We start from the raw sequence: 16418 nt of genomic DNA, 5'->3' as shown, positions 1-16418 counted from the left end.
ACATGTCTGCGAAGCGATGGTGTGCGAAACGGAGGCCTGATCGAGGACAGAACGATTGGCGGGGTAATGGTCCCCGCGGTGTAGCGGGAGATGGGTGACAATGCCGCGGCTCCGGGGTTGCCGGAGCCGGGCTTGCGATGTGCTATTTCAGGGCTGTTTTGACCTTTGCAGGGGCGTCCTTACCGCAATGGGTCATTTCACGAGAGTCATGCGCACCATTTTCTGGAAACCGTCGGCGTTCATCCGGCACACGTAGATGCCCGATGAGAGCATGCGTCCATCGATGCTGATGGAGTGTTGCCCGGCATCTCTCATGTCGTCCGCGAGAACAGCCACAGCCCTGCCGAGCAGGTCGTACAGCATGATGCGGACGTGAGACCGTTCGGGCACGGCGAACCGCAGGGTGGTCGTCGGATTGAACGGATTCGGAAAGTTCTGTTCGAGTGCATAGGCAACAGGCGGCGGCTGAGCGATCACATCTGTCACGCTGCCTACCGTCACCGCATCACTGAACCACTCCGCGCCATTGAGGTCCACCTGACGCAGCCGGTACTCCCACTGCCCATCACCGGGCAGCGCCTCGCTGAAGGAGTACGTGTGCTCTTCCAGTGTTGTGCCGTTCCCCTGGATGAATGCGCCGGGGATATCGGTGAATGTACCATTGCCCGCGGCACGGCGCTGGACATGGAATCCGTAGTTATTGATCTCGCTGACGGTCCTCCAGGCAAGGGTAATGCCGGCGTCGGAGGAGGTTGCCGTGAAGGAAGAAAGCTGCACCGGAAGGACATCGGCCTCGCCGCCGGTGAAGTCGCCGAGAGAATTCAGGCCGGAGATGGTCATGGTGTTCGTTGCCGGGTTGGTGGCGTTCCCCGGCACCCAGGCAGATCCGGTGTACTGCGCGCAAACGATCCCGGACTCCACGCCATTGACATCGGCATTGGTATAGGTGAACGACAGGTCATAGGTGGGCGATGTGATCCCTCCTGCCGAGAGGGTCCATACACGCGTCAGAAAGTTCGATGGACTCGAGTTCGAAGCGTGTTTGGCGCCGGCCATGGTGACGTCCAGATGCGGTGCCGTATAGGCGGATGCTGTGACGGTCACGGAGACAGGACTGTACGCACCGGGAGTGCCGACCGGGAGCGTCACCGTCCCCGCCCCGGTGAAATACCGTACGAATTTCCCCGAGCCATCAAGAGCGACGTAACTCGAACCACTGAGGGATGCTCCTGTTCCGAGCGTGAGCGTGTTCCCGCCGGAGGTCCCAACCTGGACCGGGCTGGTGAGGACGAGAGCGCTGCTCACCGTGACGGCCTTCTCCATCTGAAGGGTACCGCCGGTGTTGGCTGATGTCAGCCCGTTCACGGTCGACGGGATACCGTCCCCGGAGTACGACATGCTGGAAGGATGGTTGTAGACGTAATACCCTTCACCCGAGTACGACCGGGTCGTTGTCTGGATGCTGCCGGATGCCGTGGGGGCAGCAGAGATGCCATTGTCGTTTCCCGTTGAAAGAATGGCATTAGGGCTCATATAGAAGGCTGCACCGGAGAGCACATACTGACCGCAGTTGAAGGTTGAACCTCCCTCGACGTACAGGGCGGCGACATCGATGTTCGAGTTCTGGGTCAGGGTCACGATGGAGCCAGGCCACACATAATAGTCCACGTCATTCGCTGTGGTGTGGCCGCTGTTGACGCCGAAGTTCTGGGACGTGGATCCCGTGAAGCGGATATACGACGACGACGCTGACCCGGTCTCGGTCAACGTTCCACCCAGGAGAGACACGGCGCCTTCAATGTTGAGATTGGTTGCAGCGCTGCTGGAGGCGAGATCGATGGTTCCCCCGGACTGAACAAAGCCGCCGTTCATCGACCACGACTTGCTTCCGGTGGTGTTGTTGAAGACCAATGAGCCGCTGCCGGTGGATGTCACGGTGAGCGTTCCCGTCAGATTGTCGAATTGGGACGGCGCGTTGATGGCATTTTGTTGTGACGGACAGTTCCATGTGATATTCAGGAATGTCTGTGCCCCGACACTCATGTTCCCCGTTGCCGTCGTGTACCCGATCACTTCACACGTCGAGCTGCCATACCAGGCAGCCGCCGGGATGTATCCAATGGTGGAGGTGTAGTTGTGCTGGTAGCGTCCTGATGCGTAGTACCACGCTGCCCCGTTGATGGTCCCCGAATTTCTTACTGTTCCGAACACCTTGAACCCACCCCCGCCACCGTTGAACTGCAGGGTTCCGACGACATCGAGCATGCCCGTGACATACAGATCGTCACCCGTGCCATCCGCTATGGTGAAGGTGACGCCCGATTCGACGGTCACTGTTCCACCCTCATTGATCACCAGTTGGTCGATGGTCGCATCGAACTGCACCGAGACGCTATGCCCGGTGAGTATCGTCACCGTCGCATCGGAAGTGGTTGGCGGGTTCTCCGCATCGATCCATGTGGTGCCGTTGTAGCGCTCCCAGATGGATGGTGAACTCCATTCGCCGGATCCTTTGGTGCGGTGGTCGTTGGTGGCTGCGCTGAGTTCTGACTGCGCGGTGAGCGCAAGCAAGCAAAGCATGAGCAGAAGCGTACGCATGGTCCTGATCCTCCATAGTGACAGAGCTATCCGTACAAGTGTGGACAATGTGTATGCCACGCGGTAGGATCAGAATTCGCGCAAACCGGGGTATACACATCCGCTCCCGGAGAGGAAGTGGTCACTATTGACCAGATTCCCGGTATTGCTCAGGAGGGGATCATTCGAAGAGTCGGTACTTCAGTGCTTTTGAGACCGCAGCAGATTTGGAGTGGACCTGCAATTTCTCGTAGACCTTCTTGATATGCGATTGGACGGTGAGAGGGCTGATAAACAGCTTCTCCGCGATCTTCTTATAGCTCAGCCCTTCCACAAGCCATTGCAGGATCTCCATCTCGCGTGGGGTGAGGTTGAGTGCATCGGTGGGCTTTGCTTCCTTGCCCCGCATCATCGCCAGCATCCGACGGGCAATGGACGCGCTCATGGGCGCACCCACGCGGATCTCGCGGATGGCGCGGATGAGCTCGTCGGCCTCGGCATTCTTCAACACGTAGCCCGATGCGCCGGCGAGGATCGACTGGAAGATCTTCTCGTCATCATCGAACACGGTATGCATGAGGATGTCCACGTCGGGAAAGCGCGCCTTCACGGCCTTCACCCCATCGATGCCCGACATGCCGGGAAGTCCGATGTCCATAAGGATGACATCTGGTACCTCGTCTGCCAGGCGTTCAAGCAGAGCTTCGCAGGAGCCGTATGAGCCGGCACAACGGAGTCCGTCGGTCTCGTTGATCAGATCGACGATGGTCTCGCGGATGCGCGTGCGGTCCTCGACGACGATGACGGTGGTTTCGCTCTTTGCGGTCATGGTATGCCTACATGCAAGGTCACGGTGGTGCCCAGCCCCGGCGTGGAGGTGATCGACAATGCGCCGCCGATCGAGCGGGCCCGTGTCTGCATATTGTGCAGGCCGTTGCCCCTGCCGCCTTTTCCGGGATCGAAACCGGTCCCATTGTCCACGATGCTCATGGTCAGCATGCGCCCTTCGCGCCGGAGGGCCAGGGAGACGCGGGATGCCTGCGCATGGCGGAGGACGTTATTGATCGCTTCTTTATAGATGAGGAACAGGCGCCGGCGCGATGCCAGGGGAAGCCGGAGGGATGCGAGAGACGCGGGGATATCGATGTCGTAGTTGATCCCTTTGGCCTCCAGCATCTTCGTGGCGTGCATCCGGATACGCAGCAGCAGGAATTCGAAGGAGTCGTTCCGCGGATCGATGGACCAGACGATATCGTTCATGGCATCGATCAGCGAGCGCGATGTCGTTCCGATCTCTCCCAGGAGGGAGGAGAGTTTGGCGCGTTCCTCATCGGTCAACGGGGCGCCTTCGTGGTGCTGCCGGAGCGAGCGGAGTCCCACATCGCTGTACAGCGCGATCTCGGTGAGTGTTGAGCCGATGTCATCATGGAGATCGGAAGCGATGGAGGTCCGGATGCGTTCGATCTCCAGGAGCTTGTTGACGCGGTAGCGGTACATGAAGAAGAGCAGTCCGCCCAGGGTCACGACCGCGAGAATGCGGAACCACCAGGTCTTCCAGTACGGGGGAACGATGGTGATGGTCAGGGACGTGCCAGCGGTGTTCCAGACGCCATCGTTGTTGGAGCCGCGGACGCGGAGGATATACGTGTCGGGCTCGAGGTTCGTGTAGCTGACGTAGCGGCGCGTGCCGGCATCGATCCAATCGCCATCGAGCCCTTCGAGCATGTACGCGTAGCGGTTCTTGGCGGGAGAGGTGTAATTGAGTGCGACGAACTCGAACGAGAGGAAATTCCGGTCGTGGTTCAGTTCCACGGTACGTGTCACGGCCAGGGCCGCCGGCAGCGATGCTTCCTTGTCGAACACCCTGAAGGTGGTGAGGTAAACGGGTGGGACGAAATGGTTGTCGGTGATGCTGTCCGGAAAGAATGCATTGAACCCGTTGATCCCACCCAGGAAGAACTCCCCGTGCCGTGTCTGGTGGTACGCACCCTGATTGAATTCATTGCCCTGCAGCCCGTCGGTCATATCGAACGCGCGGACGGCACCGGTGGCAGGGGTGTATCGTGCCAGTCCTTTGTTCGTCGGGAGCCACAGGTTCCCCCGCGCGTCGGGCATGATCCCGTAGATGACATCGTTCGGCAAGCCCTGTTGTTCCGTCACCGATCGCCAGGTGTCGGTCTGCCTGTCGAATCGATTCAACCCGCCCCCGTAGGTACCGACCCACAGGATGCCCGAGGGATCTTCATAGAGCGAAAGAACGGTGCTATTGTTGATCCCGTTCGTTCGGGACGGTTCGAACATATACTGTGTGATCTCGCCTGTCCGTGGGTCGAGTCTCGCCACGCCGCCGCCGTACATGCCGACCCAGAGCGCGCCCGCGCGGTCTTCCAGAAGGGCGAGGATGGATCCCGCCGGCAGGGCGTGTGGATCCTTCTCGTCGGGTGCAAAGTGGGTGATGTGGCCGGTCGCCGGTTCGAGGCGGTCCAATCCTGAACCGTTCGTCCCCACCCAGAGTGCGCCGCGCCGGTCCTCAAGGATCACCGTCACTTCATCCTGCGCTATCGAGTTCGGGTTGCGAGGATCATGCCTGAACGCAGAGAATTTTCCGGAGCGGGCATCGAACCGATTGAGCCCACCGCCTTCCGTGCCGCAGTAGAGGACCCCGGCGCGGGTTTCGCAGAGCGAAATGACGTAATTGCTGCTGATGGACCCCGGCTTGCCGGGTGCATGGACGAAGTGTGTGAACGTCCCTGACCGCCTGTCGAACCTGTTCAGTCCATCGCCGTACGTTCCGATCCAGAGCGATCCATCCTGGCCTTCGAGCAGCGCCCAGACGTCCTTGCCCGAGAGGTCATCGGGGTCGTTCGCGTTGTCGCGGTAATGTTCGAAGCGGTTCTTCATCCGGTCGAACCTGTTGACCCCGCCTGCGGCGGTGCCGATCCAGAGTGCGCCGGCATTGTCTTCGAACAGGGAGCTGATGATGCCGTTGTTCAGGGCAAGCGGGGACGAGGGGTCGGGCACGAAGTGCCGCGCGGTACCACTCACGGGATCGAGCAGATCGAGTCCGGCGTCGTTGGTGCCCACCCAGATCGCTCCGGTCCGGTCCTCATGGAGTGACAGGACCAGGTTGCTTGCAAGGGAGTGCGGGTCGTTTGCAGCATGTGCGAAATGTGTGAACACACCGGTGCGCGGGTCGAGGCGGTCGAGTCCGTGTCCCCAGGTGCCGATCCAGATGGTTCCCCGCCGGTCGACCATCAGTGTGCGGATATTGTTGCCTGCAGGTGAGGACCGTGTCGAGGAGGAGCGTTTGAACCGGATGAACGACCCATGTCCTTGTGCGGAGTCCGCCCCTGCCGCCGGTGGCACGAAGCGGCAGAGGCCGCCCCAGGTTGCGATCCAGAGGGTACCGGAACTGTCCTCGGCGACCGCCCAGACGGAGTTGTCGGCGAGCGACGAGGAGTCGGCGGGGTCGAACTGATACCGGTGAACATGTCCGCTTGCCGGGTCGAGGCGATTCAGTCCGCTGGTGAGGGTGCCGGCCCAGATGGTGCCGCGGGAATCCTGGAAGACCGCCGTGACATTGTCTTCGCTGATGGTGCCGGGGTCGCCCGGGGAGTGCCTGTAGTGGCGGAAGGTCCCGGTGCGGATGTAATACCGGCTGAGGCCCCCGCGCATCGTTCCGATCCAGAGGTCGCCGTCACGGTCGCGGCAGAGGGACCATATCCCGTTATCGGAGACCGACTGCGGATCGCGCGCATTGTGCTTGAAGACCGTGATGCCATAGCCATCGTACCGGTTCAGGCCATCCTGGGTGCCGAACCAGAGGAACCCGAGGCCATCCTGTGCGATGGCGTTGACCGTGGATTGCGAGAGGCCGTTCTCGAGAGAGATGTGGTCGAACTTCACCATCCCCGTCTGAGCGAGTGATGAAGTGCCGCAGAGACAGGACACGACGGCCAGGGCGATATGGAGAACCAGGCGGCGCACGGAAGAAGGTAGGAAATAGGAAGGCAAAAGGAAAAGGGAAAAAGGAGGGGACCAGGATCGGCGATCGTCGCATGCATGTGAAAGGGGCAACCAGGTGGTCGTGTCGCATCACCTTGTTGCCCCTTGCGTTGTTCTCATCCGCAGGCAGCTAGCGCACCAGGACCATTGCCCTCACCGTCATGTTCTCTCCGGTGCGCAGACGATACAGGTAGACACCGGACGCCAGGCCGGCGGCGTCGAAGACCACCGTATGCCTGCCGGGAGACCGCATCTCGTTCACCGGAGTGGCGACCGTACGCCCGAGCGGATCGCACACCTCGAGCCGTACCATCCCACGGGTGGGCAAATCGAACACTATGGTCGTTGAAGGGTTGAACGGATTGGGATAGTTTTGCATCAACGCAAATGCGCGCGGTTGCGCGGCCTCTTCCATGCCGGTCGTGGCCTCGCACCGCACTTCACCCGTGGTGTGCTCTGCCCCGTTCAGATCGATCTGCCGCAGGCGGTAGGAGCATTCACCCGGGAACGGGTTACGGTCGATGAAACTGTACTCCTGTGCTTCGATGGTTGTGCCGTGACCGGGCAGGAAGCCATCCGCAAGATCCACAAAGCCGGCAGCGGCGTTCTCCTTGCGTTGGACATGGAATCCATAGTTGTTCACTTCGCTCAGGGTGCGCCAACCCACATGGGCCACCCCCTTCAGAGCGCCACGCGCGCAGTGCCGCCAATTGCACGGGGAGCGAACCCGACTCGCCACCCGTCCGCACCGAACCCGGTCTGATCCTGGATGGTCATGGTGTTCGTACCGGTCGTTGTCTGCCCGCCCAGGAGCCATTCGGATCCGGTGTACCGGCCACAGTAGATATTCGCTTCGGTCCCTTCAACATCGTCGCTGGCATACGTGAATGCCCCGTCATACGAAAGGCCGGAGAATCCATTCCCGCTCAATGACCAATAGCGTGTGAGATAGCTGCTCGCGCTGGTGTTGAATGGATGGGCGGAGGCATGCACGTTCACATCGATGGATGCGGACGAGAATCCGGAAGCGGTGATATTCAGTGTGAAGGGAGAAGCCCCGTTCTCCGAGCCGACAGGGAAGAGGTAGGTCCCGTTGGCCGAGATCATCCGGGTGAATGTGCCGCTATTGTCGGCACCCAGATACGCCGAGCCTGCCACCGTTGCGTCCTGGCGCAAGACAAGATCGTAGGAACCGAGGTGGACGGGGCTGGTCAAGGTCAGGGAGTTATCGACGGTCACGCTCTTTTCGAGGTGCAACGCTCCGCCGGTGTTCGCGGACGTGAGCCTATAGACGACCGATGGCAGGCCGTCGCCGCTGTAGCTGTCTCCTGAAGTATATTCATAGATGTAACACGTCATATCCTGCAACCCGCGCGATGTCGTCTGGATGTTGCCTTCTGCGGCGCTCGCCGCGATGCCGTGTTCGTCGCCGATACCAAGGGTACTCCAGACGGTACTCATAGAGAACGAAGCCCCACGAACGATCGCCGTGCCGCAATGCAGCGTGCCCGCCACCTCCAGTTCGCCGTCATCGATGTCGCAGTCCTGCGTCAGGGAGGCTTCGGCCCCGCCATAGACAACGATGCCGACATTGTTCGAGAATGTGTACGCATCCGCTACGGTGAGATCCACCAGCGCGTGAGCGTCGTTCTGAACGAGGATGATCTTGGATCGTTCCGTCGCCGGACCTGTTTCGGTCAGGGTTCCTCCGGAGAGCGCGACATTGCCTTCCACCCAGAACACCGTACTCTCGCTCCCGGTACTCAGGTTGAGGGTTCCGCCGGACTGCACGAAGTTGCCGGTGACCCAGTACGAGTGATGGTTCGATGTTGTGTTCGTGACGATGCTGCCCGAACCTGTCGATGCGATCGTGAATGTCCCAAGGATCGTCCCGAAGTCCGTTGGGAAGGGGATCGCGCCGGTCTGGCTGGGGCAGTTCCACGTCAGGTTCTGAAGTTCCGGGTTCTTCAGCAGGGAGAGCTCTTCCGTATTGCTCGTATATCCCGAGATCAGTAATGTCGATCCGGCCTCCCATGAGCACCCGGGGACCGTTCCGGCGGTGGTCGCAATCTCGTGCTCGTAGGTCCCTCCGGTGCGGATCCAGGTGCTGTTATCTGCTGTGGTCACGCTTCCGGAATTCCGCAGGGTCCCGTAGACCAGCAGGGCTCCACCTTGCACGAGAGTTCCCGTATTCGACAGCGTCCCGTTCAGCGTGCAGATCGTCGTTCCCAGCGTCAGGGTGTTGCTGTTGTTGACCGTCCCCCCCGCGTCGATCGTCAGGTCGTCCACCGTGAGGGCAGAGGTCACCGAGAGCGTAGACCCGCTCCGGACGGTGATGTTGTGCGTATTCGCATCGGTGGGGTAGGTCCCTGCGTTGACCCAGGACGAGCCGTTGTACCGCTCCCATGATGCGGCATTCTTCCACGATCCTGTGAGAGGCGTTTTTGAACGATAGTCGTCCAGGCTCTGTCCGTTTGCCGATGAGGTGTAAACGAACGTTATTGCCAGGCAAAGCGCCGGCAAGGATATCGATCGCACACTCTGTTTCATATCGGGCTCCAGGTTTGTGCTGTCAGGTACCAACCTACGGACAAGACCTGTGCCACGTGAGAAACGGAGCAACGTGTGAAACTGTTCAGATTCAGAGGTTAACGGCGAGGAAGGGATGATGGCTGGAGTAGATGTGGGCAGATGGTTGCTGGTGAACAGAGGAGATCCGAAGGGGGCAGAGGGAGAACGCGTGGGACGGAGGACCATCCGGATGCGGCCCTGTTCCCTCTGCCCAGGTAATGCCTCTCAGGTCAACGTCTCCTTGATCCACTCAAGCCGTTCCAGAGGGATGAATCCGTAGTTGTAGAAATTGAACGACGTGATGCCGCGTTCGCGGGCGAGGTTCATGCGGTCGATGAATTCGGTCTTCCCTCCGCTTTCAGGCATACCGACCTGCATACCCACAGTGATCGAACGTTCTGCCAGCGCTCCCTGCAGCCGGGCAAGGACCGGGCGGAGTGCTGCCGCATCCTTCACGTAGCCGGGCATCAGGACACCACCGGTGATCGCGGCGATCGCGCGGACGTCCACGCCGACCATCATACGCCACTCGGGATCGTAGTTGACGATCGGGCGGAGAAGGGCATCGTCCGCGTACGCCGAGAGTTCTTCGATGAGCGTGGTGATGACGAGGCATCGCCAATCGAGGAATTTCTGGAGCACGTCGGCCGGTAGGGAGAGGAGCATGGGGTACCGCTCTTCGACCTTCTCCGGATGCTGGAAATACTCTTCCAGGGTGGCGCGCGTGAATCTCTGCACTGCATCGATGTCGATCTTCGCTTTCCTTGCGGCCTGTGTGCATGCATCGCAGAAGCAGAGGCCGAGAAGGAACCGCGGAATGGAGCCGAGGGCGATCCCCTCCCGTTCGTGATGCTCGCCGTGTGCGTACCCCTGGAACTGTAGAGCCTCCAGTTCGATCGTGGTGACGCCATGGGAAGCGATATCCTTGACCATCGCCCGGAGGTAGGCACGGACATCCTCATTCGATGGACAGAGGTTATGATAGAGCGGATCGCCGAAGGCGGTACGGCACACCGTGTCGGGATACGCGCGGCCGAGCGGGGTGTTGTGGCAGCAGACCACCCAGCTCCGTGTCTCCAGCCCGACCTTGTCCGCGTGTGCCTTCACAGCTTTCAGGTCGTGACCTGCCTTCACGAGGGAATTCACCCGGGGCGAGATGCGCTTGTATCGCTTCGGGTCGGGGCGGAAATAGACGGTGCCATCTTCGAGGAAGACGACCTTGCGCTTCGGGTTGTGCGGCGCGAGGAACTTGCCCGCGTGGTATGCCGTGGCGAGGCTCACCGCCGACAGATGGTTCTCCTTCAGGCGGGCCATCACGGTGTCGTATCCTTCATCGACGATATCCCAGAGGTAGATCCACATGGATCCTTTGAGACGGGATTCGTCAGCAAGAAGGGAAGCGAGAATGGTGTCGGAGGCGCCAACCGCAAGGGGGATCCCGGCGAGGGTCCGGAGGACAGATCGTCGTGTTGTCATGGCTGCACTTACTCTTCGTCGATGACCCAGGTATCCAGCAGGTTCTCCGGAAGTCCCGCGATGAAGCGCGAGGGCTTGGAGAGGACCAGACCGGAATCACGGTCATAGATGTTGATGGGATAGGTGATGAACAGATGTTCTTTTGCACGTGTACACGCAACATACATCAGGCGGCGCTCTTCTTCCATCGATTCTTCGGACAGCGCCGCACGTGTGGAAGGAAAGCGTCCGTCGAGCGCGTAGATGACGAAGACCGAATTCCACTCCAGCCCTTTTGCGCTGTGGATCGTGGAGAGGATCAGCTTTTCTTCGTCGGCTTCGGTCGGCGCGATATCGGTGACGCTCTCATTCGCAGGTTCGAGGGTCAGGTCGCTGAGGAACGGCCCGAGTGCCCGGTATCGTTCAGCGATCTGCTGGAACATTTCGAGGTCCTTCTTCCGCTTGTTCCAGTCGTCGTACCGCTTTGCAAAGATCGGCTCGTAATACGGAAGGAGCTGCTGGATCTTGTCGGCCGGTGCAAGGTGTTGCGGTGCGATATCCTTGAGCTTCGCGAACAGGTCGCGGACCTTGTCCGGATAGCTGCTGAACTGTGACCAGAAAGCCGGGAGCGTCGTGCCTGTCGCGTCCTGTTCTGCCGGAGCGCGGCGCGCCACGATATCGTCGATCACCTTCTCTGCCGTGCGCGGCCCGACGCCGTCCACGAGCAGCAGGATCCGGTTCCACGCAACGGCGTCGCGCGGGTTCTCGATGACGCGCAGATACGCAACCAGGTCCTTGATATGTGCGGTCTCGATGAACTTGAACCCTCCGAACTTGACGAACGGGATATCAGCTTTGTTCAGTTCGATCTCCAGGTCGAAGGACAGATAGCTGGAGCGGAACAGGATGGCGATATCCTGGAGGGGGATGCCCTGTTCGCGGAGATCCAGGATCTTCTGGATGACAAACCGGGATTGCAGGTTCTCGGTCTGCGCGACGACAATGCTCGGGAGTTCGCCGCCGGGCTTCTGCGTGAAGAGGTGTTTGGCGTATTTATGCCGGGTCGTCACGCCGGCCCTCCGTGCGTGGGCCGTGTCCTGAACGCCGCGAGCGCATCGCGGACCGCGGCGATGTATTCCGGGGTCGTGCCGCAGCACCCGCCGATGATGCGTGCACCATGGCCGGCCCAGGATGCCGCCAGCGCGCCATAGTCGGCCGGGGACACCTCGGTCACGAACTCCCCATCCACCTCGCCACCTTCCCGTCCGACGTTGCCGTAGACCGCCAGGTGATCAAGGCCATCCTTCCGGTGCGTGGCCATAGCGACCCGGAGATCATCGACAAGCCGTGTGAGGGAGCGTGCCGGGGCGCAGTTGATGCTGAGTGCGGAGACGGGAAGCGCGGAGGTTGCCTGCACCGCATCGGCAAGGGACTCGCCGCTGTACAGACGTCCGTCGCCGCGGCAGAGGAAACTGATGATGACCTCCTTGCCTGTAGCGAGTGCCGCCTCGCCGGCGATACGCGCTTCGCGGATCGTCCCGAAGGTCTCCAGCATGAGCAGATCGACCCCGGCAGACGCAAGGCGGTCGGCGTGCAGTGTGTGTTCCGCGCGGAGTTCGGCATCAGAGGGGACGAGGTCGGGCCGGTAGCAGTCCTCGAGAGGGGACATGGATCCAGCGACGAGGATCGTGCGTTCCGGAGAGAACGTGCGGGCGTGGTGTGCGATCGCGACCGACTGCCGGGTCAGTTCGGCGGAGCGGTCCGGCAGTCCCGCCCGCCGGAATGTCCTCGGGGTTGTGCGCCAGCTGTTCGCCGCGATGATATCGGCGCCGGCATCAAGATGGCCGCGGTGGATCTGCAGCAGCACGTCGGGAGCGTCGAGGAGCACACGTGCTGACCAGAGCGGAAGGCTGGTGTCCACACCCAGGCGCTCCAACTCCGTGCCGATCGCACCGTCCAGGATGAGTACACCGCGCTGTGCGAGCAGCGATGCAAGAGGCCGTCCGCTCATTCGCGCGCCCTCCGGAGGATCTCGTTGGTCAGGTCGAGGATCGGCTGGGTACTGCGGTAGTTCTCTTCGAGTTTGATGATCGTGCACCCGGGGTACTGTTCGGGGAATTCGAGGATGTTGCGTACGGTGGCGCCGCGGAATGCGTATATGGACTGAGCATCATCGCCCACCACCAGCACGTTGCCGTATTTGTGTCCGAGGAGCCAGACGATCTCCGCCTGCACACGGTTGGTGTCCTGGTATTCATCCACCATGATATATTTGTAGCGGTCGGAGAGCGTTTCGCGGACCCGCTCGTGGTCGCGGAGCAGCGTGCGCAGGTGGACGAGCAGATCGTCGTAGTCCATGAGATCATGGCCGGCCTTGTACGCCGTGTATGCCTTCATCAGCGACTCGATCTCCGGCAGGAGTTCCTCGAAATGCGGATAGTCCTCCTTGAGCACATCGCGGAGCGGCACGCCGGTGTTCACCACGCGCGAGAAGATATCGAAGAGCGTCTGCTTGCGGGGAAAGCGGCGCTCGCGCGAGTCGAGTTTCAGCCGTGTGCGGAGCAGGTTCACGACATCCTCGGCATCGGATTGGTCCAGGATGCTGAAGGATGACTGGAAGCCGATGAGTGAAGCGTACTGGCGGAGGACGAGATTTGCGAAGGAGTGGAAGGTACCGCCGGCAACGCGCTCGCAGCGTGCATCGAGGAGCATGGTGGCCCGGCGGAGCATTTCCTGCGCAGCACGGCGGGTGAAGGTGAGGAGGAGGATGCTTTCGGGTTTCACCCCCAGTTCGACAAGATAGGCCACACGGAACGTGATCGTGCGGGTCTTTCCGGTGCCGGCGCCCGCGACGATGAGGTGCGGGCCGTTCACGGAGGTTGCGGCGGCATACTGGGCCGGATTCAGTTCCTTTTGGTAATCGATAAGGAACTTCCGGTCCGTTGCGGCCGGTGCAACCTCGGTGGGGCTCTTCCGGAGGACGTACGTCTTCACTGCGGTGTCCCCGGCTTCTCGAAGAGCACCTCGGCGCCATTCCGTTCCACCAGCTCGCGGATCCGGTCCTCCGCGCTTGTGCGCACATCGTTCAGGATGCCGGAGGCCTCCGCCTTGCTTCGTGCGAGCGATTGCAGCGTCGTCACTGCCTGCGACCGGTCCTCTTCGGTAAGGCGGTTCCACCATCCACTTTCATCCGCGACCACAGCGAATGAGTCCATCTGTACGGATAGAAGCCGGGGTCGGGGAGACTGGCGGTGACCCTCATCGGGTCGCGTGTGATGGTAATGGCGAACGGTTCCTTCAGGTTGTAGCCTGCTTTCGCAGTGAATGTGCCGCGGACGTGTATGAACTTCGTGCTGCCAAGCCAGGAATGCGACCACTGGTGGTCGATCATCATCTGTCGCGAGACGGTGGCGATCTCGAGGATCGGCGATGCCTGTTCGATGATGATCGTCTGGTTGACGGTCACCTGTGGCGTGACCTGGAAGATCGAGCGGATGCCGTCGGCGGTGGCGCGGGCGAGTTCCGCCGGTGCCTGGACGAAGAGCCGGTAGGCAACGAGGCTTGCGCCGATCAACAGGACCGCGGCGATGATACCGAGGATCGCTACGGCCTGGATGCTGCGGGGCTGTCCGTTCGCCGGGGTCATCGCGTGCCCCCGAGTGAACGCAGTCCGGCAACGGTCAGCAGGATCGTGCCAACGGCGGTGCCCATGACCGGTGTGGGGATGGCGGCAAGGGCGCCGAGGACGAATGCGACGCCGAGTGCATGCATCACCGGGCTCTTCGCGAGAAAGCGCTGGATGAGAAATGTGGGGACGCCGACCGCGAGGAAACAGAGCGGGATCGTGAGGATCCAGGCGAATGCCGCCATGTCCGGGATGGACCAGAGGGCATCCACGGCGATCAGCAGGAGAGCCGAGACGGGATGGACCAGCTGGCGCGCAGGGGGATGGGGTGTCCCGCTCTGCTCAGAGTTTTTCGTAGGGGTACTGGGCAAGGATGTCAAGAATGGCCTCGATGGTCTTGGGTGAATTGCCTTCTACCCGGTTATTGACGTACGCGTACAGCTTCTTGTCCTCTTTCATACAACGCACAACGGTGTCCGCAAGTGCCTGCCGGATGGCAGGGATGGGTTCCTGGATCCGGTCGTAGGGCTGGAATGTATCCACCGCATCCTGATACGTGCGTCCCGGTTTCAGCAGGGCACGAACGGCCGAGAACGGCGCGGGGAGGCTGCCCGGCGCCGCGAGCTGTTCGTCCAGCGGTGGCATCCGGCTCCAGCTGTTCAGGACGTGCGCCACCCCGTGTGCCTGCAGCAGGTGAAGATAGTCCGGCGTCAGGAAATCGGCGTTGCGGACCTCCACCGCGAATCTGTACGACGACGGCAGCCGGGCAAGGAACGGATCCAGCAGCGACAGGAACACCGGCAGCGAGATGCCCGTCGACGGATGGAAGGTCGAGAACTCGAAGATGATCACGCCGACCTTGCCTTTGAGTTCTTCGAGGGGGCGGAGGAACGCCTCCTCGAAGAGCGCGAAGTTCAGGAAGTCGGGATTGACCGTGCCGGCGTTCGAGCCATGTCGCGGCAGATCCGGGTAGCGTTTGATCGTGATGCGATCCGTCACCTTGAACGAGACCGTGAACTCTTCCGGCGTGCTCTCGTGGAACGCGCGCATCTGCAGCGGCTTCGGGAAATCATAGAGCGCGAAATCGGCGCACACCGTCGGGAAGATCGAAGCGTATTCCGCAAGGCATTCCTGTTCGAAGTCGCGTTTGGAGGGATAGCTCCGTGTGTACACCATCCCCTTCCATCCCGGGTACTTCCATGAGGATGTGCCGAAGAAAATGCCGCGGGCCGCCCATTGCCGGAGCCTGCCCGCATTCGTCGCGGCGTACGGCCCGGGCCCCGCGATCGGGGCCGTCTCCTCTGCGAACAGCGGGAGCGTCTCTCCGGTCCTGTGCTTGCGCGTCTTTCCCACGACCTCTCCTCCTGCTGTCAGACCAGACGGATGCCGACGATGATCGTTGCGGCGGACCAGACGATCCAGAGGGTGAACACGATCACCGCCACCTTGGGGAGGTCGCGCTGGAAGAGTCGCGCGAGTCCGAGGCTCATGAGCGTCAGGTCCCAGATCCGGAACGGGTTGGCGAGCGTGAGGGCCAGAAAGGTGCCGCTTTCCGGATCGAGGGACGGCGCAACGAGTGCGAGGCTTGGCGTTGCCGTCACGGACCCGGTCGTATTCATCACCACCGCCGTGACGACCGCTTCGATCGTGTTCACAAAGAACGTGATGCCGACCAGTTCGACCACTTTTGCATACGGTGCTTCGCTGCCCATGCTCAGCCGGCCAAGCAGCCAGTAGATCAGTGAGAGTCCGAACAGGAGGAGCGGTGCTGCGACGGACATCAGGAATGCCAGGAAGATCTCGAACAGCGTGTTGCCGGGCGTGGCGAAGGTGCGGGCCTGATCGGCCTCTTCCTGCGACATCTGGCTTGTGGTGACCGCGGTGTTGATCTCGTCGGCGATCTTCGTCTGCATCTGGCCCACCAGGGTGGGGTTCGTGAGCATGATCTGCCGGAGTACGAGCGTCACCACCACGAAGGTCGTGATGGGGATCCGCCAGTTGATCTCGAGGTAGGGCGAGTCGCAGATATCCGCAAAGAACCGTGCGGGTGCAATGAAGAACGCAACCAATCTTTCGCGGGTAGACATCTGTTCCTGTGGTTCGTACGCCGGTGTGCGATCGTGTGCCGTAGGTGCAACGGACCCTCGCATCAAGATAGGAAATGCGGGTTCCAGAAGCAATTTGC

The 16418-nt window shown here is 61.2% G+C and carries 14 protein-coding genes; all 14 read right to left on the bottom strand.

Annotated elements, in window-relative coordinates:
* Positions 1–192 precede the first annotated feature (192 nt).
* The 14 genes from IPI01_13440 to IPI01_13375 all read right to left on the bottom strand — a co-directional run bounded on the left by IPI01_13440 (position 193) and on the right by IPI01_13375 (position 16320).
* Positions 193–2598, bottom strand: coding sequence for a T9SS type A sorting domain-containing protein (locus tag IPI01_13440; GenBank protein MBK7258772.1), 2406 nt, complete (start codon positions 2596–2598; stop codon positions 193–195).
* Positions 2599–2758: 160 nt separating this feature from the next.
* Positions 2759–3406, bottom strand: coding sequence for a response regulator transcription factor (locus IPI01_13435; protein ID MBK7258771.1), 648 nt, complete (start codon positions 3404–3406; stop codon positions 2759–2761).
* Positions 3403–6486, bottom strand: coding sequence for a hypothetical protein (locus IPI01_13430; GenBank protein ID MBK7258770.1), 3084 nt, complete (start codon positions 6484–6486; stop codon positions 3403–3405). The genes IPI01_13435 and IPI01_13430 overlap by 4 nt, the downstream gene beginning before the upstream one ends.
* Positions 6487–6712: 226 nt before the next feature.
* Positions 6713–7249, bottom strand: a complete 537-nt coding sequence (locus tag IPI01_13425) for a T9SS type A sorting domain-containing protein (protein MBK7258769.1) — start codon at positions 7247–7249, stop codon at positions 6713–6715.
* Positions 7250–7263: 14 nt separating this feature from the next.
* The gene (locus tag IPI01_13420; GenBank protein ID MBK7258768.1) at positions 7264–9132 is read right to left on the bottom strand and encodes a hypothetical protein; all 1869 of its coding nucleotides are present in this window, start codon (positions 9130–9132) and stop codon (positions 7264–7266) included.
* 246 nt (positions 9133–9378) lie between these two features.
* Positions 9379–10629 carry a hypothetical protein gene (locus tag IPI01_13415; protein MBK7258767.1) on the bottom strand — a complete coding sequence of 417 codons (1251 nt, stop codon included), beginning with the start codon at positions 10627–10629 and terminating at the stop codon, positions 9379–9381.
* An 8-nt stretch (positions 10630–10637) separates the two neighbouring features.
* On the bottom strand, positions 10638–11678 hold the full coding sequence (locus IPI01_13410; GenBank protein MBK7258766.1) for an ATP-dependent helicase: 1041 nt from the start codon (positions 11676–11678) through the stop codon (positions 10638–10640).
* A complete protein-coding gene (locus IPI01_13405) occupies positions 11675–12619 on the bottom strand; it encodes a homocysteine S-methyltransferase family protein (protein ID MBK7258765.1) in 945 nt (314 codons plus the stop codon). Before IPI01_13405 ends, IPI01_13410 begins: the two co-directional genes overlap by 4 nt.
* Positions 12616–13602, bottom strand: coding sequence for an ATP-dependent helicase (locus IPI01_13400; protein MBK7258764.1), 987 nt, complete (start codon positions 13600–13602; stop codon positions 12616–12618). The genes IPI01_13405 and IPI01_13400 overlap by 4 nt, the downstream gene beginning before the upstream one ends.
* Positions 13599–13823: a hypothetical protein gene (locus tag IPI01_13395; GenBank protein MBK7258763.1), complete on the bottom strand. Its 225-nt coding sequence runs from the start codon at positions 13821–13823 to the stop codon at positions 13599–13601. The genes IPI01_13400 and IPI01_13395 overlap by 4 nt, the downstream gene beginning before the upstream one ends.
* Positions 13745–14254, bottom strand: a complete 510-nt coding sequence (locus IPI01_13390; GenBank protein ID MBK7258762.1) for a hypothetical protein — start codon at positions 14252–14254, stop codon at positions 13745–13747. Before IPI01_13390 ends, IPI01_13395 begins: the two co-directional genes overlap by 79 nt.
* Positions 14251–14604: a hypothetical protein gene (locus IPI01_13385; protein ID MBK7258761.1), complete on the bottom strand. Its 354-nt coding sequence runs from the start codon at positions 14602–14604 to the stop codon at positions 14251–14253. Before IPI01_13385 ends, IPI01_13390 begins: the two co-directional genes overlap by 4 nt.
* Complete coding sequence (locus tag IPI01_13380) at positions 14576–15586, bottom strand: DUF72 domain-containing protein (GenBank protein MBK7258760.1); 1011 nt, start codon at positions 15584–15586, stop codon at positions 14576–14578. The genes IPI01_13385 and IPI01_13380 overlap by 29 nt, the downstream gene beginning before the upstream one ends.
* A gap of 17 nt (positions 15587–15603) precedes the next feature.
* Complete coding sequence (locus IPI01_13375; GenBank protein MBK7258759.1) at positions 15604–16320, bottom strand: YIP1 family protein; 717 nt, start codon at positions 16318–16320, stop codon at positions 15604–15606.
* Between the last annotated feature and the right edge of the window lie 98 nt (positions 16321–16418).

The organism is Ignavibacteriota bacterium (assembly GCA_016707525.1).
In the GTDB taxonomy this organism is placed as follows: Bacteria; Bacteroidota; Ignavibacteria; order UBA10030; family UBA6906; genus JAGDMK01.
This window is presented reverse-complemented; position numbering and strand designations above follow the sequence as displayed.